The sequence below is a fragment of the Acinetobacter sp. 24-47-66 genome (assembly GCF_056779755.1).
The window spans coordinates 75,084-98,009 of record NZ_JBWYIL010000012.1 but is presented as its reverse complement, the minus strand read 5'-3'; the positions used below and the strand labels follow the sequence as shown (position 1 = coordinate 98,009).

Sequence of the window (22,926 nt, the reverse complement as noted above, 5' to 3'; positions counted from 1 at the left end):
GAGCTCGACCGACCTCACACCCAAGTTGTCACTTAAATTTAAACAACTTAGGAAAGCTCTATCTTTAAAATCTTTATGCAACAAAGCCATTCTAGTATCTAAATCTTTATCTAGATCACTCATATCAATATTCATATTAATTCTTAAATAATTTTTAAAGTTACTTTTACTTTTAGTATTAAACAGAACTCAATGCAATTTGTAAAACCCACCAACTTTCATTCATAAGTGTTTTCACATAAAAAATTTATTTTTTTGGAAAAACACTGTTCTATTTTTAGCCCTTCACCCCGTTCGTTACGCCTCCCATAATACAAACAACAAAAAGACTCAACACAAGTGAATAACCATGAAAAGCACCATTCTCATTGCACACGCATATGGACAACCCGAAGTCCTCGAATTTACAGACTACACACTCCCACGATTAAACCCTGACATGGCACGCATCCAAGTCAAAGCCGCAGGAATTAACCCCATTGATGCACGTCGCATGACAGGTGAATTCAAACACGCACAACTCCCACAAACCTTTGGAACTGAATTTGCTGGAGTAATCGTAGACGTACCTGAAAACAGTGCATGGAAAGTCGGTGACGAAGTACTGGGTTCTGGTGGAGCATTTACCCATGCAACCGTGATAGACGTTCCCCTCGCCAATTTAGTCGCAAAACCGAAAAATCTAGAATGGTCGATTGCAGGAGCAGCTCAAACTGCGATGACTATTTTAGATGAAACTGGTCCAATGCAAAGTTTATTGGTACACGGTGGGTCAGGCGGTGTAGGTTCAATCACCATTCAATTGGCAGTGAGTCGCGGCATTACAGTTGTGGCAACAGCATCAGCAAAAAACCAAGACTATATCGGCAGTTTAGGGGCGATTCCTGTCGTCTACGGCGAAGGATTGATTGAGCGTCTGAAACAAGTCCATCCAGATCAATTTGATGCTTCGATTGATATGGCAGGTAACGAAGATGCCACTCAAGCCTCATTAGCTACAGTGAAAAATGGCGGATTTATGGGCACGATTGCAGGACGCAAACTCTCATCTGCTAAAATTCAAGCAGTATGGGTTAAATGTAATGTTTCCAATTTAAAACACGTGGTTGAAGGCGTTGTAAATAACAGCTTCAATTGGACAGTCAGTCGTGAATATCCTTTTACAGAAGCACAGCAAGCCTATCGAGACATTTTAGAGGGTCATACGCAAGGTAAAAGCGTACTGTTATTCAAATAGTTTCTATGCGTACAATGTGAAAAGGCAGGATATCATCCTGCCTTTTCTCTAGTTTGAATTATGATGTTGAGTAACGCCACCCTACATTCATCAATCGATAACTTATTTATTTAATTACCATTTATTAAAATAAGAGATTAGCGAGTGATCCCAAGCTTGTTCCAAATATCTGGGGTGAGGAATGTTGTCACCAATTTATTTAAATCAATATAACGCACCACCCCTTTCAGCTGATTATTCACTTCAGGGTTTTTTATGATTTCTTCCCCTGCACTACGACCCAATGCTTGGAAACTTTCACCAACAGCTTGAATACCCTCAGCTTGAATCACCGCTTTAGTCTGTGTTGAACATTGTTCTACGATCACACGTTGCAAGACTTGCGCTAACTTTTGATCCAATGCAGTACGTTGCTCAGCACTGACATTACTAAAGTCTTTTAAATCAGGATGAGTAGACAGTGCTGAATATGTCCACTGTAGTACTGTCGTTTTATCAGCAGCGGTCGTCGACTTGACCAAACAATCACTCAATTGATCTACAGCTGCTCCCGCATTCGAAAATGTCGATACGCCCATGATCAAAGCCGATGCACACAGTGTACGTAAAGCAGTTTTATTCATTTTTAATGTCATCACTTAAACTCAATTTTCATCGTTGTCATTATGTTTTTGTTGTATCACATCCTGAACGCATTTCCCTACAGATACACTGTAAAACAAGTAAGCACATGAAAATTTAGGTAGTAATTTTGCTAAATCACACACATCAATGATCAAATATTGACAATAAAGCTTCAAAACCAGTGGGAATAGACGTCAAATTCAAACTATCAATTTTTTAAATAGTTTTCACCAAAATATATAAATTGGATAAGTAGTTAAAAATCAGTAATGATCTTATTCAGGGCAAAAAACTCGGAATTGAATCATGGAAAGAAGAATTAAGATTGCGCTCATTGGTGGTGGTATTGCTGGATTAGCTTTAATGACCAACCTGGTAAAAAATAAAAAATTTGATGTGCATTTATATGAGTCAGCAGCACAATTTTCAGAAATTGGCGCAGGCATTTCATTTGGTGCCAATGCTGTCAAAGCAATTGAGCTTCTAGGCTTGGGTGAAGAATATCACGCCATTGCGGATACAGTTGCTGCGCCTTATCAAGATATCTGGTTCCAATGGCGTAATGGCTATACCGATGAATACCTATCAGCTTCGATCGCACCTCAAGTCGGTCAATCTTCTGTGCATCGTGCTGATTTTCTAGATGCACTTATTCCATTCGTTCCTTCACAAAATGCACATTTCAATAAACGTGTACAATCTGTTGAAGCTTCAAGCGCTGGTGTTCGTTTAACTTTCCAAGATGGTGAAGTGGTTGAAGCTGATTACGTGATTGGTTGTGATGGTATTCATTCTGTTGTGCGTGATCATGTATTGGCATCGCATCAACTTCCAAAAGTCGATCCTCAATTTTCAGGAACATGGGCTTATCGCGGCATTATCAAGTATTTAGATTTTAAACAGGTTATTGCAGAACTTGGACACGATCCTGAACTTGCAGATGTCCCACAAATGTTATTGGGTAAAGACAAACACATCTTAACTTTCCCTATTCGTAAAGGTGAAGAAATCAATATTGTTGCCTTTAAGTCAGATCGCAAGAATACAACTCTGCCAGAAGGGACTCCTTGGACACGACCAACAACCAAAACTGAAATGCTGGCTGATTTTGCGGATTGGAGTGAGAGCTGTCGCGCATTACTGAACTTAATTGAAAAACCTACCATCTGGGCCCTTCATGAGATTGAGCCACTTAAGACCTATCAGAACAGTGAACACAATGTCATTTTGATTGGTGATGCAGCACATGCGATGTTGCCACACCAAGGAGCTGGTGCTGGTCAAGGTCTTGAAGATGCTTTAATTCTTTCTGCATTATTCAAACATCTGGAACAACACCCTGCGCAAATTTGCACTGAAGATCTTGCACAACTCTCTCATGTCTATGAGCAACTGCGTAAAGAGCGTGCCATTCGTGTACAAAACACGTCACGCGAATCTGGTGAAATTTACGAATTATATTCGCCGCTATATCCAGATTTTGACAGTGTAGGTCAACATTTAGCACACCGTTTTGATTGGTTATGGCAACACGATTTAGAGAAAGACGTTGAACTTGCACAACAACGCTTAGGCCAAGCAATAGAGAAACATCTCGTGGCTGAAGCCATATAAATTAAGCAAAAACATTAACAGGACTGTTATCAACCGATTCATTGACCAGGGAGGTCTCCATGAATACGTTAAATGCAAATGAAATTATTGATCATGCCAAACTCAAAGCCATTCACTGGCGAGTCATCTTACTCAGCGCATTGATTATTATTTTTGATGGCTATGATTTAGTCATTTACGGTGTGGCATTGCCTAAACTGATGCAAGAATGGGCAATCGATCCAATGACGGCGGGCTTCTTAGGAAGTCTTGCCCTCTTTGGCATGATGTTTGGAGCCATCATTTTTGGCAGTATGAGTGACAAACTTGAAAAATATGGTTTTAGTCGAAAAAAACTGATTGCAGTTTGTATTGTCATTTTTAGTGGTTTTACCGTGATGTGTGGCTTAGCGAGCAATCCTCAAGAGTTCGGAATCTATCGCTTTATTGCTGGCTTAGGTCTAGGTGGCGTGATGCCGAACGTTATTACACTAATGACGGAGTATGCGCCTAAACGTTTACGCTCCACCTTAGTGTCATTGATGTTTAGTGGTTACGCTGTCGGCGGAATGTGTTCTGCCATTTTAGGCATGTGGCTAGTACCGCAATTTGGCTGGAAAATCATGTTTATGATTGCAGGTATTCCACTCATTCTATTACCAATCATTTGGAAGTTATTGCCTGAATCCATCGATTATTTGGTTCGTCAAAATAAACATAAAGAAGCTGCTCATATCTTAGAACAAATTGACACAAATCTAAGAATCCCTTCTGATATGCGCATTAGTCTGCATCAAGAAAACCAAGAGTCGTCTAAATCACCAGTGAAAGACTTATTTACTGAAAGTCGTGGTGTAACTACTGTTCTATTCTGGGCAAGTGTCTTTATGGCATTGGTATTGGTATACGCGCTTGGTAACTGGTTACCTAAACTGATGATGGAAGCAGGCTACAACCTCTCAACCAGTTTAGTGTTCCTATTTGCACTCAATATTGGTGGTATGCTGGGTGCAATCTTTGGTGGTTTTTTTGCTGATAAATTCAGTTTACCTAAAGTTCTTTGCACCTTGTTTGTTAGCGGCGCATTTTCCCTATTCTTGTTAAGCTATAACTTACCAACCATGGTGCTTTACTTCTGTGTAGCAATCGCAGGTGCAGCATCGATTGGCGGACAAATTTTATTATTGGCTTATATGTCACAATATTATTCATCTAACATACGTGCGACAGGTCTAGGTATGGCACTTGGCGTAGGTCGTTTAGGCGCGATCTTGGGTCCGATCTTATGTGGATGGTTACTCAGCCTTAATTTGCCGGTGCAATATAATTTCATTGCCTTATCTATCCCTTGTATGATTGCAGTGATCAGTGTGACTGCGATCCATCTGCGCAATAAAAAAATTGCAGGCGCAGCAAACGGCGTTAAAAACGTGGCTTATGAGTAAATGATTCATCAATAACATGTAAGTCATTAAAATAAAAGAGAGAGTTACCTCTCTCTTTTTTTGTTACAGTGGTTATTCGATATAGCGACTGTCTCTAAATATTTACAAGGAATGTAAAGTTGATCGATTTAAGTCTGATTAAAGTTTTTATTATTATTTATCAAACTCAAAATATCAGTCACGCCGCAGAGCGTTTGAATCTCAGCCAACCTTCCGTCACCTATAATTTAAATCGACTGCGGAAAATGCTGAATGATCAGCTTTTTGTACGTGACAAGTTTGGTGTTAAACCCACTAAGCTTGCACAAAGTCTTTATCCAAGTTTTTACGAAGCGATTGTTAAAATTGATATGGCGATTGATTCTGCCAAGCATTTTGACCCGTTAACCTCTTCAAAAGTATTTCGTTTAGGCATTTCTGATTTAGGAGAAATTTGTTTACTTCCCTCGCTGATTGAATATTTAGAACAACATGCTCCCCATATCAAACTTGAAATTGAGGAAATTCACTCAGAAAAAGTAGAGGAATGGCTGGTTGAAGGCTTTTTAGATGTAGCCGTTTTTAATAGCAGTCACACCATTATGCCCAAAATTGAATCTCGAAATTTGTTTGAGGAACGTTATGTCTGTATCGCTAAAAAAGAGCATCCGCGCATACAGCACAAGCTCAGCATGGAAGCGTATTTATCGGAAAAACATGTTGCGATCAAATCGAGTACTGGTCATATTGAAATTGATCAGCGTTTAAAAGAACTCGGTCATTCTCGTCAGATCATGCTTGAAGTCCCCCACTTCAGTGTTTTGCAGAACGTGGTAAAACACTCAGAACTTCTGGTTACACTACCTTCGAGAGCCGCGAAGGTTTATCAGCAGCATACGGATATACAAATTTTTGAACTCCCTTTTGAAGTTCGCCCATTCAATGTCAGTGTTAACTGGTATAACCATAAGGATGACTTAGACGCACGTAAGTGGTTTTGTAAGATTCTAAAAAATATTTTCAGCACGCTCTAAGTTCCCACTCAGACATAAAAAGGCTCGTATATACGAGCCTTTTTTTAATAATTTATATCCATGATGGACACTACTTATCCAAAATAGATTCAAATGCTTTTAGACGTTTACGGATAGAAAGTAGCTCAATAATCGTTTTCCACGAACTCACCAAATATTGGAATGACTCACGAACACGATTGAATACCCCCATAATTTGTTGGATCAATCCCAGTGTCAACAGGCCTGCTGCAATCGCGGGGAATAACACAAATAACATATAGAGATTGTCCAGTTGTCCATACCAACGTGCAAACAAGTTGAAATAGGCATAATGGAAATACAATTTAAAATAGTTAGCACGAATATTCTTAAAAAGTTGTTTTAAGGTTGCAGGTTGCGCACGATTTTCATGGTCTTCGCCGTACACCAACTCTTTACGATATGCCGCTTCCACTTTTTGATTATTAAATTCTAATCCTGGCAGTTTCATACCCACCACCATCAATAAGACAGTACCAAATACCGCCCATCCAATCGCTGCCCATACTAAAGAATATTGCAACTCACCAATAAATGGTAAAACAGGCACTTTCGCAGACAATGCAAATAATAAAGGAAGAAAGGCAATTAACATCAGTACTGCACGTACTAACTCGACCCCTAAATCCTCAACGATCGTTGCAAAACGCATGGTGTCTTCCTGTACACGTTGCGAAGCACCTTCGATATGACGCAATTTCTCCCAATGCTGAACATAGTATTCGTTCATTGCTGTACGCCATCTAAAAATATAGTGACTGGTAAAGAAAGCGCTGATGACCCCTGATGTCACTGAAATACTGGCCAAGCTGATAAAGGTCCATGATTCCGCATAGAGTTTATCCACCTCACCACCACCAGAATTTAAAATCTGTTGAATAGAATCCCAAAATGGTACATACCATGCATTCACAGCAACGCTGACTTGTACCGTTAACCAAATATTAAAAAGGATAAATGCAGAACCCCATACCGACCAACGCTGCCACGGATTGTCTGATTTTATTTTCCAAAACAGTGCAAATAAGGCGGTCGCCACCAAGAACCATAGATAGAACCACAAAAATTGCGGTGACCAAAAACGACTGATATTAATCGCAAGTTCAGCTTCTGCATAACCTTGAGGAAAACCTAAATATTCGCCCCATTGTTTTCCATCCGCAAAAAACCATAAAGCGAGATTAATAAAAAACCATAAGACGACAGAGAGAAAAAACCACTTTGGGTTCGGAAAAAATGACTTAAACATTCAGCGCTTATATCCCTAATTTTGTTTGAATGAATTTTTTGAATAGTAATCCTAATTCTGTTGAGTCGGTGCGTTTTTTAGAAATTTTTTGTTATATCTATTGCACGCTCAGGATTGTTGTAACATAAAAAAGCCCCGCAATGCAGGGCTTTTCATCGACTTTCATTAATCGCGAGTTTTTACATCGTACAATTCAATTTCAAAGATTAGATTAGAATTGGCTGGGATAATATTCCCCATTTTACGCTCACCATAAGCCAAATGTGCAGGCACAATCAGTTTACGCTTACCCCCAACTTTCATTCCAATAATACCTTGATCCCAGCCTTTAATGACACGACCTGTACCAATCACAGTCTCAAAGTAATTACCACGGTCTAATGATGAATCAAACTTCGTACCATCTTCCAACCAACCAGTATAATGAGTGGTAATTAAAGCACCTTTTACAGCCTCTTTACCTTCACCTACCACCAAGTCAATAATTTCTAATTCAGCCGTCATGTGCTTACTCCAAATTTAATCTTTAAAATCTTAGTGGCTTACTGTAATTGAGTCCACTCAATCTCAGCTTGACCTTGATCAGAAATCAATGTCCACTCGCCATCCATCACATTCAATTGCAGTTGCATTGTACGTTCGCACAATGCTTGGATTTGTGTCGTTGTTTGTTCACTGAGTTGCCAGATTTGCACATTTTTCAATGTTTTCAATTTACTGTTGCGCTTATACCATTCATCCACTGATGATCCATAAGTGACCACCGCAACTTCTTTACAACGCGCACTCGCTTTTTTTACTTTATCTTCGTCTGGACTACCCACTTCAATCCACTTTTCCAACTGACCTGTTAAATCTTTCTGCCAAAGTGCTGGCTCATCAGTTTCAAATAAATCTTTAGTAAATTCTAAATGCTCATCTGCAAAACGAGCATATGCCAATACTCGAACCATCAAACGTTCAATCGTTTCCGACGGATGTAGAGCCATCGTTAACTGATAGTCGCCATATTGATGAACATCCATATTGGCTATGTTTAAATCTGCTTTATAAATCGTCGCTTTTAACGCCATAAGGGTATCCTCAAATTTGGTGCTAAGCATACCCGATTCAGCGTACATTGAGAAAATGCTTTTCAATCCGTCTGTATTCTTAGTTGAATAGTCTAACGATTTTATTGATCATCGATTCGCGCCTTAAGAATTGATTGCTCTAAATGCTCCCAATCTTGATTCTGCTGGGTTATCACTTCAATCCGATTATCCATATTCTCTTCGCCTGATTTGTAATTGAATTGATCAGGATTAAAATTGAATGTCATCCAACCTTGGTTAGTATTGAAGATGCCTTTAATACGTACCCAGTGTTTTAGCTCACAAAGGATGTCTAATAATTCATAAAAATCAAACTGCCAACGTTTTGGAAGCTTCCATCCTGCCACAATATACCCTTGAGCCTGTTCTACGTAATGATACGGCAGTTGCTTTACGGCTGGCATTTCCTCATCAGCTTTGAACTGACGTTGAACCTTGAATAAGGGTTTCATTGAACGCTGAATTCCTACATAAGGATAATCAATTTGTTCTAAGCGAATATTGCCTTGATCAGCTTCAAGCCAATGTGGAATATAAGCTAAATATTGTTGTTTTAAATCAGCCAATTGTTTTCGATCCATGTCATTCATGTCTGTAGCATGGGACACAACCACGACTTGAGCCGCTTTTAACTGATCTTGATATAAGCTTTGCTTCATCCAATCTGAGTCATGTAAACGAGATCCATCAATCACTGTTACTACAGAACGCATCTCAACTAGATATTGCCAATGTGGTTCAGTCAACTGTTCAACCAACTGTGCAGGATGACCCAATCCTGTCGGCTCTATAAATAGTCGATCTGGTTGGGATTCTTGTAATAACCGAGACAATGCAATTTGCATTGGCAATTGACTTGTACAACACAGACATCCACCCAATAGCTCTTTGATTTCATAGCCATCGTCATTTGGCAATAACTGTTGATCAACGCCAATTTGACCAAACTCATTCATCAATACAGCCCATCGCTCATTTTTAGGTTTAAATTTGAGAAGTTGTTGTAAAAGCGTGGTTTTCCCTGCACCTAAAAAACCTGTAATGATATGTGTAGGCACTGACTGAGTTGCAAGTACTTTCAAAATGGATCTCTGAATTTGAAGAGGTGTACGGATTCTTGTCGGAATTTATCTAAAAAACAAGTCTAGGATAATTTTCCTCATAATTTATATGAATGCATGAATTCAAAAGACTAAATGATTGGAATTAAATAGGATAAGTGAACTGTTGAATCAAAATTGAAAATATGTAAATCTATTTCACAGATCATTACTCTGAATTTAATTCAAAACTTCAATTTTGATTTTCTAATCGAACCTTTTCAAATGTAAAACTAAGTAAAAAAATTGCTGTTTTTTTCTTCACCATGACATATTTTTTGACAACTTTATGAGGCATATTGACTCTCATTGAGACAAAAAAACTACATTAAACCTTGGTTTGTTAGTCGTGCGTTAACTATCGTGTTTCACTTTGTTGCATTGATTGCCCAATTGAGCTTCTGGACTTAGGATGAATTTCGTTGACTCGCTAACCGTATTAGAGGCGATTCAGCTTTTAACATTTTACGCGATGATCTAGATTTAATTTCATATTCGCTTCTCTCCTCGGAAAGCTTATGAGATTAAATTCTAATTTATTTTATTGAATAAGGATGCCACTCATGAATTTAGTTAAAACTTTATTAGCAACTACACTTGCCTTCACAGCTTTCTCAACATTTGCTGCAACAGAAGCAAAAGATGAAAAAAAACAGGAAGTGTTGATTTCTTCTCAAGAACAACCAGTGAATGCTGAAACTACTGCTGCTGGTCAACCAACAGCTGCTCAACCGGGTACAGAGGTTGCAGCTGAAGAAGGTACTGAAGCTCCTGTAGCTCAACCTGCTCAGTAATTAATCAAAAATAAATTGACTGAATTTTAGACCAAGTCTTCCCCCGATGGCTTGATCTGATTAAAAGTAGAGCTTTGCTACAGCTCTACTTTTTTATGCCTGTTTTTTTGAATAATTCTCTATAAATTACGATAAACACATATACATAATTATTATGAAACGATATAAATGACAAATAAATCACATATTTTAACCAAAAAGCCAATTTAATTCTAAGCACATGACATGAAAATGAAGAAATTTCTTGGGATAGCTATACTCAGCCTATGGCTGGTTGCATGTTCCAAACCTTTACCAGAGGATAAACTGGATTATGTAGGACATTGGATTAGCGCGGACAGTCGTGTTCAATTGAATATTACTGCTAATGGTCGTATAGAATATAGTAACAATCAGCTCAGTAAAAAACCGCCGTTTCAGCTCCAATTAAACAGTTTTCAGATACTGGATTTGAAACAGGTTTAGGTCCTATCAACACGAAATTTATTGTCACTCGTCAACCCTACAAGGATGCACAAGGCAACTGGTACATGATTGTCGATGGACATACCCTCGCCAAGCTACAAAATCCATAAAAAAGACTTCACCATGTGAAGTCTTTTTTCTTAAACCGATTTCTTATATATGCTGCAAGAAGGATGATGATTTTCATTCAAACGAGCAATTTTACGATGCTCAGCAGCTTCAAAACGACAACGTTTCCAGTCATTATCTAGGTTTAGCGGTGGAATTTGTTTTGGTTTCCCATGTTCATCCACAGCGACCATTGTGAAATAACAACTATTGGTATGTCGTACCGTACGTTTTTGAATATTTTGTGCTTCAACGCGGATCCCAATTTCCATTGAGGTACGCCCCACATGATTCACACTGGCTAAAAAAGTCACCAACTCACCCACGTGGATTGGTTCTTTAAAGTTCACTTTATCAACAGATAAAGTTACCACATAAGAACCTGAATATCGACTTGCACACGCATAAGCAACTTGGTCAAGCAGCTTTAAAATTGTTCCACCATGTACATTACCTGAGAAATTCGCCATATCCGGCGTCATTAATACAGACATCGTTAATTCAGACTGATCATCTGCAAGCGGTAACGCTTGGTTAAATTCGGACATAAATATTAGAACTCAATCATGACAGGAGATTTAATACACTATTATAACTTTTTTCTTGATTATAAAATGTTTAATTCAGAAACAAACTCCAATAATTTCAAGGCTTGATAGCTTAAAAGTATCAGAGGAAATCGTTCACTCTCAGAAGCTATGATAAATTTGCTTAAAATTTATTCATCTTTGACTAAACGAAGCATCTCAGCAGAAATATTATCGTATTTTAACTTTAACGATGCTTGATTCTTGACTTGAATTTCATAGGTTTCATCATAGTTAATTCGTATTATTTCGAATGTAATATCTGAATTTGACGCTAAATAAACAATTTGACCAACTTGAAAAACTGACACACTACACCTTAATTTATATTTCATCTTTTTAAGGGTTAGATAAAGTACTAACCCTCGTTTTTATCACCCCAATATACCAATCATTCAATTTATAACTATGATTTTACTTATTTTTTATATATATTTTATGAGACAATTAAGATCTGATTTAATTTAGCAATTTAAACAAACAGCTCTTTTACTATCATCATGGGCAGGATACTGATGAGCATCATATTGTCCTATCGTCCGATGACGTATCTGATCCAATAAACTAACCTTATTCAATGCTGCAGTCATACCTGCTTGAATCGTATTTTCACGACCCTTAACATCAAAGATATGTGCTTTTTCTCTTAGATCTGGCTGTATCACAATATCTGCATTTTTTAGCTCGTTATACGCGATCTTATTTTGCATAATATTTATATTTTGATTAAACATCCCCCACACATTCGAGGTTTCCGTGTGCTCTGGCTGGGCCAAAATATCAACAGCAATGACAATATCTGCCCCTAATTCTCTCGCCACATTGACTGGTACAGGGCTCACTAAACCGCCATCAACATAATCCTTATCAGCAATTTTTACGGGAATAAACATACTTGGAATAGAGATAGAAGCTCTCACTGCTTGCCCAGTATTACCATAGTTAAATACTGTTAAATTTCCATTTTTTAACTCTGTTGCCACCACATACATTGGAATAGGAAGCTGTTCTAAGGGCATAAAGTCCACTTGTTTATTGACATAGTTCTCAACCTTAGCGCCATCAAAAAATCCTTGAATACCAATGTTAAAATCACGTACATCATTGACTTGCATATTTAATGCAACTTCACGTAACGATTTTGATGATTTTCCACTGGCATATATTGACCCGACTATACTCCCTGCGCTGGTACCAACAATAAAATCAGGCTTGATTCCACGTTGCTCTAAAACTTCAATGACACCAATATGCGCATAGCCTCGCGCTCCCCCACTACCAAGCACCAATGCAATACTCGGAGCATCAGTTTTCTTATGCTTATTTTTAATGATATGAGATGAAGCATCCACCAAAGGAGTAGACACTGATTTTGAAAGCTGAGCTTTGGTTACAACCTGTTGACAGCCTTGTAAGCCCATCAAAGATAAGAGGGAAATCAGGAGTACAAACTTCTTCATTGCGTCAGAAATTAAAAATCAAAACTGAATGAAAGCATATCATTGACAAGTCGTCTGTATGAATTTTTTATGACAAAAAGCCCCAGATGCGGGGCTTTTTGTACATGACATTTTATTAAGAAGATTTTATGTTAAGCAAAGAATTTTAAAATCATCTGAATTACAGTTGCATTAATTAAGTCAACAAAAAATGCGCCACATAAAGGTACAATGAGGAATGCTTTATGTGAAGGACCATACATATTTGTAATCGCCTGCATGTTTGCAACAGCTGTTGGTGTTGCTCCCATACCGAAACCACAGTGACCTGCTGCAAGAACTGCTGCATCGTAGTTTTTACCCATCACACGGAAAGTGACAAATGCTGCGTACAATGCCATAGTTAAGGTTTGAGCTGTTAAGATCACAACCAATGGGCCTGCAAGATCAGCCAATTGCCACAACTTAAGTGAAAGAAGTGCCATTGCTAGGTATAACGATAAAGAGGCATTACCAAATACATCAATTGCACGATCGAAGATTTCCACTTTCATGAGACCTTCGAGGATGTTACGCAGGATAACACCACCACCTAATGCCCAAACGAAAGTTGGAAGCTCAAACCAAGTGCCTTTACTATAACCTGTCATAAATTCAGCAAATGCCAAACACGCAGCAAATAAACCTAATGTGGTAATCGCATTATCCGCAGTGATTAAACGAACTTGATTACGGTTTTCAAAAGGCACAAACTCGCCTTGATCATTCGGATTTGCAATTGCATTCGCATCACGTGTGTCTTTTTCAACCGAATTCGTCACTGGTGATGAAAGCTGGTGCTTATTAATCAATAATTTCGCTAATGGACCACCAATCAAACCACCAATAATCAAACCAAATGTCGCACTTGCCATACCCAGTGCTAAAGCACCTTGAATACCATGCTCGACTTCTAAAATCTCACCCCATGCACCAGCAGTACCATGACCACCCGTTAAGGTAATAGAACCTGCAATTAAACCAATAAGTGGATCAATACCAAGTAACGTTGCAAGGCTCATACCGACAAAGTTTTGTACGATAATAAATGATGCGACACAGATCAGGAAGATCACCAGTCCCATACCACCTTCTTTGAGTTTGGCGAAGTTTGCACTTAAACCGATAGAAGCAAAGAACACCAGCATAAAACTGGTTTGCAATTCACTACTCGTGGTGATGCTGTATCCCCACAAATTGTGAACAATTAACGAAACTATGGCAGCAACCAAACCACCAGCTACAGGCTCTGGGATATTATATTTTTTTAAGAAGTCGATTTTGTTGACAAGAAAACGGCCAAGTAATAAAACTATTACTGCAGCAATTAACGTGTAAAAAGCGTTAAAAGTAAATTCCATCATTAATTCTCAGCAAATACAGATGACTGTTAATTCATATTATGCTTGTTTTTTAATCAATAAGATTTATTTCGAATCTCACATCCAAAAATAAACATATCCTTATTCAATATTGATTATCTAAAGGAATAGATAAATTTTTTAATTGAGTAACAATATATTAATTCCTCGATTTCATTGGATTCAATCTTGTTAATAAAAAACATACACTTTTCAAAATAAATCAGTTGCTCAAAACGCACTCTATTCTTAGACATACGTTTGGCTAGATACAATTGATTTATGGCTCAAACAAACACTTAAATATGTTTTAGTGAACTTAAAATGATTAAGAAATTCCTGATGATCAGGACTGCTCACTGTTTAAGCCGAACATTATGCACTTTTTTTTATAATTCGCATTACTTTTGTTTATTCAATCAGCAAAATTCAGACATTCTTTAGTCTGAACTGATGAATGACAAGTGAATAAAAAAACCGAGACTACGCTCGGTTTTTTTATAAATCATGCTTAGAAGCTGTATTTCGCCATTAGGCCTACACGGTCATCATTAAAGCTCTGACCAGCGAAAGTCTCACGCTTACCATTGATATATTCAACACCTAGATCAACAGGCTTCACAGGTGTGTAAATGAAGTTAATCCATGCTTGTTGAACAGTTTCATTTGCACTTGGGTTCGCTTTAGCATATCCCGTGCTGTCATCAGCATAATGTGCGCCATAAGCCAGTGTTGAACGTAACTGAGGTGAGAATTTATATGTAGCACCTACTTGCGTAGCAATAAATTCATTTTGATGAATATTGTTATTTAGGTCTACAACGTATGCTGTATTAGATCCATACAAATAGTTGCTGTTCCCTTTTACATAAGACACGTCAGCAGATACTTTGAGTGGTTCGCTAATTTGATAATTTGTACCGATCGCTACACCAAAACCAGTCTTATCATCACCAGCTTTATCAGACTTATAATTTTCAATTAATGCACGAGCTGAAGCATTACCTTTTCCATCTGCATAAGCTTGCGTAACTTTAGCAGTCAAAGTTGGTAGGCGGTATTTAACATCTGATGAATTAAGTGTAGGTTTTAGACTGATATCATAATCAGGTGCAGGACCTTTAACTTCTACCAAATCAATCTGGTTTGCAGAGCTATTACCTTCTTCTAATGCTACAAACAACTGAGTCTTAGGCGCTAATTTATGAGACCAACGTACTTGCGGTAAACGGTTTGTTCCGCCACCAATGTTGGTACCAAAATCGATCATTTCTGGGGCATGATTGGACAAGAAGTTTGAAGTAGTTTGACCGAATAACCAATTATTCAGTGTTAAATACGCATGACGAATACGTAATGCTTCATTTGAGCCTGCAAAGTCCACTTCTACTTTACCACCAACATCAGCCCCTTCTACTTTAGATTTGAAATCTAAACCAAGACGTGTTGTTTTTGCAGTTGCACGTAATTTATCTTCAACTAACGGATTATTACTCGTTCCAACGCTGTTTACAGCATTAAAGTCATTGTCAGCACCTTCAATGATATAGTTCGCATCCCCACGTACAAAACCATATAGATTCACTTCAGCACCTGCTTTAGTTTTCAAGTTTGTAGGCGCTGCTGCTACTGGTTGAGCTTTAACTTCAGCCAATTGTACTTGCTGCTGTTGTTGTACTTGATGTTGCTGTTGAATTAAAGCTTTTAACGCTTCAACTTCTTGGCGTAATTTTTGAATTTCATCTTTTTCAGTCGCTGCTTGTGCAGTAGAAACTGCTAAAGTTGCAACTGCGATTGCTAAACTTTTCTTTAAAAATGTTTGATGTTTTGATTGACTCATTAAAAATCTCCAATTATTTCATCTTACATCCGTGCATATATGCTTGGTCAACCTGCTGAATCCCAATCACAACGTTTGATTAATTTAAAATAATCAACGATGCACTAAACTGCTTTTTTTAAAATTTGATGAATTGATTAAAATAAATACGTAACATAATGTGTATTCGTTGTAACTTAATCTAGCAACTTATGTTTCATAATTAAATGTTTTTTATTGTCAAAACCAATTTTCTCAATCACAATTTCTGATGATGAATTGAAAAAAGTTTATATCTGTATAATTTATAAAATCTTTATTTAAAAGCATATTCAAAATTATACCTTAGTCGTAGAGACATCATGGATCATCCAAAATTATTCAAATAGGAGTTGCAATGTCCACAGAACATACTCAAGCCGTTGATGAAGTGATCACTGGCCGCCAATCTATACGTGCCTTTTTAGATCACCCCGTAGACACAAAACTTATCCAAGAAATCTTAGAAGTCGCATCAAGAGCACCTTCTGGCACAAATACTCAACCCTGGAAAGTCTATGTGGTGACAGGCGCACGTCGTCAACGTTTAATTGATCAAGTTTGTCATGCACAAATGCAACTTTATCAAAACCCTAAACTTGCTCAACAATACAACGAGACTTTTGCTTATTATCCAGAAACATGGATTTCCCCGTATATCGATCGTCGTCGTGAAAATGGTTGGGGACTTTATGGATTGCTGGGCATTCAAAAAGGTGAAAAGGATAAGATGGCTGCACAACATCTTAGAAACTATCAATTATTTGATGCACCTGTTGGCATTTTCTTTACCGTGGATAAAGCCATGGGCATTGGCTCTAAAATGGATATTTCCATGATGATTCAAAATGTTATGCTAGCAGCAAAAGCACGTGGTTTAGACACATGCCCTCAAGCGGCCTGGAATCATTTTCATCAAATCGTCACTGATGTTCTTGAAGTTCCTGCCAACGAAGAGCTCGTTTGTGGGATGGCTTTAGGCTATGCCGACACCGATGCGCTTGTAAATACGTTTAGAACACCTCGAGTTCCAGTTGAAGAGTTTGCTGTTTTCTTGGAAGACTGATTTTTAAGGATTAAAACACTCATCCAGTTTGAGTGGTTTAATAAAGACAAACAGTCAATTTCAAGCATATAATCCCAATTTAAATTAGATGAATATTCAACTATTATTCATCTATCCCTATCCTCTATTTATAAAGGGTTCTGGTTTGAACAAATGGCTGATTCAGCTTAAAAAAGCAACCTATAATACCTCATTCATGTATAACCTGCGGATGATCGTCGCTTTCGCAGGTACCGCGTTTATTCCCTATCTGTTAGATCAGCAATTAATGACGATCCCATTAACATTAGGGGTTGTTGCTGCTGGGCTGAGCGACATCGATGATCGCTTCTCAGTACGTATTATGAATCTGATTTATACCTATATTGGTTTCTTTATTGCGGCAGCTTCTGTTCAACTGTTATTCCCATATCCTGTGCTTTTTGCTTCAGGCCTGATCATCTCTTGTATTGGTCTCATTTTACTAGGCTCATTAGGCAGACGTTATGCCACCATCTCATATGGTTGCTTAGTAATTTCTGTATATGCCATGCTAGGTGTTGATATTTTTGACGAATGGTACATGCAACCTAGTCTTTTGGTGATTGGTGCCATTTGGTATGGGATCTTGTCTACGCTTAGTTTCTTGCTTTTTCCAGCTCGACAAGTTCAAGATCAGCTCTCGAAAAGCTATTCTTCACTCGGTGATTTCCTTTTTGCTAAATCCAATCTCTTTGATGTGGATATGACAGCGAATAGCTACCAAAAAAGTATGATCAGCTTGTCATTGGAAAATGGGAAATTAGTAGGTATCTTCAATGATATGAAAACCACACTCCTTACCCGACTAAAAGGAGACCGTGGTCAAAGTGATACCCGTCGCAGCTTACAATATTATTTTATTGCACAGGATATTCACGAGCGCGCTGACTCAGCGCATATTGATTACCAACAATTAACCAAAGCCTTTGAACATAGTGATATTTTATTTCGCTTCCAACGCATTTTGACACTGCAAGCAAAAGCCTGTAAAGATTTAAGCGAAAGCATCCTAAATCGTACAACTTACCAGCATAATCCACGTTTTGAACATGCATTTAGTAATCTCAGAAAGTCATTAGAAAAAATCCGTGATGAACAAAAACATGATCTTATCTGGGTCAATGCTCTTTTTGCCTTACTCCAGAACTTAAAAGCCATCGATGCTCAATTACGAAACCTTGAAACTGAACGGCATATTAAATTTGATCGCACTAAACATTTAGAAAACCAACTTAAAGATGACGATCTAAAAGGTTGGGAAGATATCGTTTCTCGTATCAAACAAAATTTAACACCTGAATCCGTTCTCTTTCGACATGCGATTCGTGTTTCCATCGTACTTTTCATCGGATATGTTTTTGTTCAAGTCACCAATATCGAATACGGTTATTGGGTACTGTTAACAGCCCTATTTGTTAGTCAACCAAACTTCAACGCCACAAAACGTCGACTCAGACTCAGGATCATGGGAACACTCGGTGGCATTATTCTTGGTTTTGCAATTCTGTATTTCGTTCCTTCTGTCGAAGGTCAACTCTTATTATTAATTGTGAGTGGCGTCCTATTTTTTGAATTACGCAGTAAGCAATATGCGCAAGCCACTGCCTTTATTACGATCTTAGCCTTAATTAATTTCAATTTGGACGGTTTAGGTTTCCAAGCGGCATTTCCTCGAATGTTAGATACTTTAATTGGCTGTGCATTGGCATGGTTTGGGGTGAGCTTTATTTTTCCAGATTGGAAATTCAGACGACTCCCTCATTCAATCAGACGTTCACTTGAAGCTCAATGCCAGTATCTTACTGAAGTCGTACAACAGTATCATCATGGACGTAATAACAGTTTGAACTACCGCGTAGTCCGCCGCACTGCACATAATCGTGATGCTGATGTTGCATCACTCATATCGACATTAGCAACAGAACCTGATTTTGATCCAACACAAAAAGCTTTAGCATTTGAGTTCCTCTGTCTCAATCATACATTTATCAGCTATATTGCTGCGCTAGGTGCACACCGTGAAAAAATTCAAGATCAGTCAACATTAGAGCTACTTCAGCAAGCGTTAAATGATATCCAAGGTGCTTTTTTACGAGATGAAGTGCCTGAGCTAAATCTGACAAATTTGGAGTCCGCGATTCGTGAACGTTTGAATAAAGATGATCAGGATTCACATAAATCATTGATTGTTTTACAGCAACTTTCTTTAATGCTTGGTGTATTAAGACGATTAAGTACCTTAAAACAAAGTTTAAGTCATGAACATGATACTCAATCCAGCGCATTGGCATCACTGTAAATGTTGAATTTTCAAGGCAGTAAATTAGTACAATATACTCCCTGATTGTATTAATTTAATGCTAAACTCTGCTCAGATATACACATTTTGTTAACGAAACTATGACTGCAAAAAACTTATACGCCTATACTTTACAACCCGTTCCTTACGAGGTTACTGAAGCTGAACAACGCCATGCGCAACTCGCAATCTGGCGCAGCACAAATAAAATTGGAACTAAAGCTTGGGCTATTATGGGTGCAATTACTGCGCTTGCAATTTTGGGTCTAATTTTTATTAAAAATTACTCTACTGTATTTTGCTGGGTGGCTTTAGTCTGTGTGCTGACATACTTTTTAGTACGAAAGTTTGGACTAGAATGGTACGCTAAACGCAAAATGAATGAGTTTCCAGTACAAGAAATTACTGGAATTAAATTAGGTGTTCAGCCTCATGGTATCGTGATGCGTCAAAAAATGGGACTACAAGAAGGTGTAGGTTCAATTGGTTGGAAAGATATCTATGAGTGGTATAACACGCCAGATTTCATTTTGGTGAACTTTAAAGTTAAAGGTCAGCAAGGTGCTTATATCCTGCCAAAACGAATGAACAGCAAAAATTTCTCTTTCGAGACCATCCGTAAACATCTTAAAGAAAGCGTTGGTGAGCCAAAATCACTGTAAATACGGCTTTATATTAAAACCTCCAACTTTGGAGGTTTTTTTATCACAATTTTTTATATGAGAATGAGAATAAATATTATCTTCAAATACATTCCACTTTTTTTGAGTTAGGTTATAATCGCACCATTCAAAAATTCCAATTCACTCAGACCCTTATGTTCAAGAAAATATTTTTCCAGTTACACTGGTTTTTCGGAATAACAGCAGGCCTTATTTTGGCACTTATGGGTGTCACTGGGGCAATATATTCTTATGAGCAGCAAATTATCAAGCTGATCAATCAGGAAAGTTATACAGTTGTTGCTGAACAACGCCCAAAATTAACGCCAGCTGAAATTTATCAACATTTCCAGCAGGAGCATCCTGATCTTAAAATCAATAGCATTACAATTGCTGCTCAACCTACTGACTCATCGAGTATCAATGTTGCGAAGGAAGGTGAACGTCGTGGTTTGACCATGATGATCAATCCCTACAGTGCTGAATTACTTCCTGAAATTAAAGGTCGAAAATTCTTTGCATTCGTACAACAACTTCATCGTAACTTGACAGTCGGACCAGTTGGAAAACAAATTACCGGTGCATGTACACTGATTCTTATTTTCTTTGTCCTCAGTGGCTTATATCTACGTTGGCCGAAAAAACACAGTTTCAAACAATGGTTTTCAGTTAAACCCAAATTAAAAGGTCGAAACTTTATTTGGGATTTACACGCAGTCGTTGGAACATGGGTGGCCATTTTCTATCTCATGTTGGCTTGTACAGGTTTATATTGGTCATATGATTGGTGGCGCAACGGCATGTTTAAAGTGCTTGGTGTTGAGCGCCCGCAACCCCAAATGCAAGCGGGTGGTCCTGGTTCAAATGCTGGCCCAAACGCTCATCGTGAAGGACGTGAAGGACGTGAAGGACGTGAAGGACGTGAAGAGCGTAAATCACTCCAAACAGAACAGATTCAATTTGCGCTCAACCAATCTTGGTCTACATTTAATCAACAGTTTAAAAATCAATTTTCTTCCGTAACCTTCACCATTCCTAAACGTGCAAACGGTGAATTAGAACTGAGTTTCGTTGATCCTGTTCCGCAACATGAACGCGCTCGTAACAAAGCGACTTTCGACTTAAATACGAATCAATTGAAAGATGTTGAATTGTACGAAGACAAAAAGCTCAATGAAAAAATCATGAGCAGCATGTTACCTGTACACCGTGGCAGCTTCTTTGGTCCTATTTACCAGTTCTTCGCGATGTTTGCTGCACTCGCTATGCCGTTATTCTTTGTGACGGGTTGGATGCTCTATCTCAAACGCCGCAAGCAAAAACAATTGACCCGTGAAGCGAAGCAAAATTTAGCAGTGGTTGATGTTGATCCAAATGCAAAACCTTGGCTCATCGCTTATGCAAGTCAAACTGGTGTATCCGAGCAATTGGCTTGGCGTACAGCTTCAATTCTGCAATCAGCACGCCAACCCGTCACTGTTAAATCAGTGCAAAGCCTGACCACTAATGAGCTACAAACAGCATCTCAAATTCTGGTAGTCGCGAGTACTTACGGTACAGGTGAAGCTCCAGACTTAGCTGCAAGCTTTGAAAAGAAATTGATGTCTCATCCACTGAATCTAAGTCATGCTCAATTCGCAGTTATGGCACTTGGTTCAAGTGAATATCCTGACACTTATTGTAGTTTTGGTCATCGTATTTATGAATGGTTCAATGCATCTGGTGCAACTCCCCTCTTTAATGTGATTGAAGTAGACAATGCCAATAACCAAGATATTCAAAATTGGACAGATGCACTCGCGCAAGCTGCTCAATTGGAATTAGCAACACTATCTATTGATAAAGTCTTTGATCAATGGAAACTGCAAAAACGCACACTGCTCAATCCAAACAGTTTGGGTCAACCTGCTTATAATTTAGAGCTTGAGTCTGATCACGACGCGATCTGGCAAGCTGGAGATATTGCAGAAATTCAACCCGGCAATAGCATTGAACGTATTCAAGCATTTTTACAACAACACAACTTAGATGAGGCTTTAGTTCTTACAGCTACAGGCCAAACCTTAGTTGAAAGCCTGTGGAATAAAAATTTAAATAGTGAGATTCAGCCATTTAATACAGCTGAAGAACTCGTTGAGCAGCTTGAAAATTTACCTACTCGTGAATATTCGATTGCTAGTATTCCGACTCAAGGCATGATGCGATTGGTGGTACGTCAACAACGTGATGAACAGCAGCAACTCGGCTTAGGCTCAGGCTGGTTAACACATCATGTTGCGGTTGGTGCTCAGGTACAACTTCGTATTCGAACCAATGAATCATTCCATTTAATTGATGATAATCGACCGATTATCTGTATCGGTAACGGGACAGGGATCGCAGGGCTAATGAGCTTGATTTCAGCTCGCGTACGCTTGGACTACACTGACACCTGGCTCATCTTCGGTGAACGCCAACGCGAACATGATTTCTTTTATAAAGAAACAATCGAAGCTTGGCAAAATACAGCGATGTTAAAGCGTATTGATCTTGCGTTCTCTCGAGACCAACCAGAAAAAGTCTATGTACACCATATTCTGCGTCAAAATGCGGATGAAGTCGTTAAATGGATTCATCAAGGTGCTGTCATCTATGTGTGCGGCAGTATCAATGGTATGGCAAGCGATGTTGATCTAGCCTTAATTGAAATCTTAGGTGAAACTACTGTAGATGAATTAAGACAAGCTGGTCGCTACCGTAGAGACGTTTACTAACACGGTTATTATGATCCGAACCGAGCACGATTTTTACTTAATCTGCTCGGTTTTTTTATGCGATATACTTTTTCTCATTTCCTACTAGTGATGACATC

19 protein-coding genes are annotated in these 22,926 nt (G+C 38.4%); 9 read left to right on the top strand and 10 right to left on the bottom strand.

What is annotated here, in order from left to right:
* Positions 1-349: 349 nt before the first annotated feature.
* Positions 350-1,237 (top strand): NADP-dependent oxidoreductase, encoded by an 888-nt coding sequence (locus tag AC1M84_RS11470; RefSeq protein WP_481595012.1) that lies wholly within the window; start codon positions 350-352, stop codon positions 1,235-1,237.
* Positions 1,238-1,374: 137 nt separating this feature from the next.
* On the opposite strand, the gene AC1M84_RS11465 is transcribed toward AC1M84_RS11470, so the two are convergent.
* On the bottom strand, positions 1,375-1,860 hold the full coding sequence (locus tag AC1M84_RS11465) for a hypothetical protein (protein WP_481595011.1): 486 nt from the start codon (positions 1,858-1,860) through the stop codon (positions 1,375-1,377).
* Between the two features lie 307 nt (positions 1,861-2,167).
* Between AC1M84_RS11465 and salA the strand changes: the two genes are divergently transcribed.
* The 3 genes from salA to AC1M84_RS11450 all read left to right on the top strand — a co-directional run bounded on the left by salA (position 2,168) and on the right by AC1M84_RS11450 (position 5,912).
* Complete coding sequence (salA, locus tag AC1M84_RS11460; RefSeq protein ID WP_481595010.1) at positions 2,168-3,475, top strand: salicylate 1-monooxygenase; 1,308 nt, start codon at positions 2,168-2,170, stop codon at positions 3,473-3,475.
* A gap of 59 nt (positions 3,476-3,534) precedes the next feature.
* Positions 3,535-4,899 (top strand): aromatic acid/H+ symport family MFS transporter, encoded by a 1,365-nt coding sequence (locus AC1M84_RS11455; RefSeq protein WP_481595009.1) that lies wholly within the window; start codon positions 3,535-3,537, stop codon positions 4,897-4,899.
* 122 nt (positions 4,900-5,021) lie between these two features.
* The gene (locus tag AC1M84_RS11450) at positions 5,022-5,912 is read left to right on the top strand and encodes a LysR family transcriptional regulator (RefSeq protein WP_481593644.1); all 891 of its coding nucleotides are present in this window, start codon (positions 5,022-5,024) and stop codon (positions 5,910-5,912) included.
* Positions 5,913-5,982: 70 nt separating this feature from the next.
* Here the strand turns inward: AC1M84_RS11450 and sbmA are convergent, their stop codons facing one another.
* The 4 genes from sbmA to AC1M84_RS11430 form a co-directional block, all read right to left on the bottom strand.
* Positions 5,983-7,182, bottom strand: a complete 1,200-nt coding sequence (gene sbmA / locus AC1M84_RS11445) for a peptide antibiotic transporter SbmA (protein ID WP_481589098.1) — start codon at positions 7,180-7,182, stop codon at positions 5,983-5,985.
* Between the two features lie 165 nt (positions 7,183-7,347).
* Positions 7,348-7,686, bottom strand: coding sequence for an FKBP-type peptidyl-prolyl cis-trans isomerase (locus AC1M84_RS11440; RefSeq protein WP_035268363.1), 339 nt, complete (start codon positions 7,684-7,686; stop codon positions 7,348-7,350).
* A gap of 38 nt (positions 7,687-7,724) precedes the next feature.
* The gene (locus AC1M84_RS11435; RefSeq protein WP_481593645.1) at positions 7,725-8,255 is read right to left on the bottom strand and encodes a YaeQ family protein; all 531 of its coding nucleotides are present in this window, start codon (positions 8,253-8,255) and stop codon (positions 7,725-7,727) included.
* Positions 8,256-8,356: 101 nt separating this feature from the next.
* Positions 8,357-9,358, bottom strand: coding sequence for a CobW family GTP-binding protein (locus tag AC1M84_RS11430; protein ID WP_481593606.1), 1,002 nt, complete (start codon positions 9,356-9,358; stop codon positions 8,357-8,359).
* A gap of 581 nt (positions 9,359-9,939) precedes the next feature.
* Between AC1M84_RS11430 and AC1M84_RS11425 the strand changes: the two genes are divergently transcribed.
* The gene (locus tag AC1M84_RS11425; RefSeq protein WP_035268355.1) at positions 9,940-10,170 is read left to right on the top strand and encodes a hypothetical protein; all 231 of its coding nucleotides are present in this window, start codon (positions 9,940-9,942) and stop codon (positions 10,168-10,170) included.
* Between the two features lie 605 nt (positions 10,171-10,775).
* Here AC1M84_RS11425 and AC1M84_RS11420 read toward each other — a convergent pair.
* The 5 genes from AC1M84_RS11420 to AC1M84_RS11400 all read right to left on the bottom strand — a co-directional run bounded on the left by AC1M84_RS11420 (position 10,776) and on the right by AC1M84_RS11400 (position 16,009).
* Positions 10,776-11,291, bottom strand: coding sequence for an acyl-CoA thioesterase (locus AC1M84_RS11420; RefSeq protein WP_035268353.1), 516 nt, complete (start codon positions 11,289-11,291; stop codon positions 10,776-10,778).
* 170 nt (positions 11,292-11,461) lie between these two features.
* A complete protein-coding gene (locus AC1M84_RS11415; RefSeq protein ID WP_035268348.1) occupies positions 11,462-11,641 on the bottom strand; it encodes a hypothetical protein in 180 nt (59 codons plus the stop codon).
* A gap of 153 nt (positions 11,642-11,794) precedes the next feature.
* Positions 11,795-12,790, bottom strand: coding sequence for a patatin-like phospholipase family protein (locus AC1M84_RS11410; RefSeq protein WP_481595008.1), 996 nt, complete (start codon positions 12,788-12,790; stop codon positions 11,795-11,797).
* 131 nt (positions 12,791-12,921) lie between these two features.
* Positions 12,922-14,169 (bottom strand): sodium/glutamate symporter, encoded by a 1,248-nt coding sequence (gene gltS, locus AC1M84_RS11405; protein ID WP_180028146.1) that lies wholly within the window; start codon positions 14,167-14,169, stop codon positions 12,922-12,924.
* A 511-nt stretch (positions 14,170-14,680) separates the two neighbouring features.
* On the bottom strand, positions 14,681-16,009 hold the full coding sequence (locus AC1M84_RS11400; RefSeq protein ID WP_481595007.1) for a DcaP family trimeric outer membrane transporter: 1,329 nt from the start codon (positions 16,007-16,009) through the stop codon (positions 14,681-14,683).
* Between the two features lie 376 nt (positions 16,010-16,385).
* On the opposite strand from AC1M84_RS11400, the gene AC1M84_RS11395 reads away from it, so the two are divergent.
* From AC1M84_RS11395 to AC1M84_RS11380, 4 genes are all read left to right on the top strand, one after another.
* Positions 16,386-17,093 carry a nitroreductase gene (locus tag AC1M84_RS11395; RefSeq protein WP_481595006.1) on the top strand — a complete coding sequence of 236 codons (708 nt, stop codon included), beginning with the start codon at positions 16,386-16,388 and terminating at the stop codon, positions 17,091-17,093.
* Positions 17,094-17,238: 145 nt separating this feature from the next.
* Positions 17,239-19,413 (top strand): YccS family putative transporter, encoded by a 2,175-nt coding sequence (yccS, locus tag AC1M84_RS11390; protein ID WP_179999348.1) that lies wholly within the window; start codon positions 17,239-17,241, stop codon positions 19,411-19,413.
* A gap of 101 nt (positions 19,414-19,514) precedes the next feature.
* A complete protein-coding gene (locus AC1M84_RS11385; protein WP_035268336.1) occupies positions 19,515-20,075 on the top strand; it encodes a YcxB family protein in 561 nt (186 codons plus the stop codon).
* Between the two features lie 155 nt (positions 20,076-20,230).
* Positions 20,231-22,828: a PepSY domain-containing protein gene (locus tag AC1M84_RS11380; RefSeq protein ID WP_481595005.1), complete on the top strand. Its 2,598-nt coding sequence runs from the start codon at positions 20,231-20,233 to the stop codon at positions 22,826-22,828.
* The last annotated feature ends 98 nt before the right edge of the window (positions 22,829-22,926 follow it).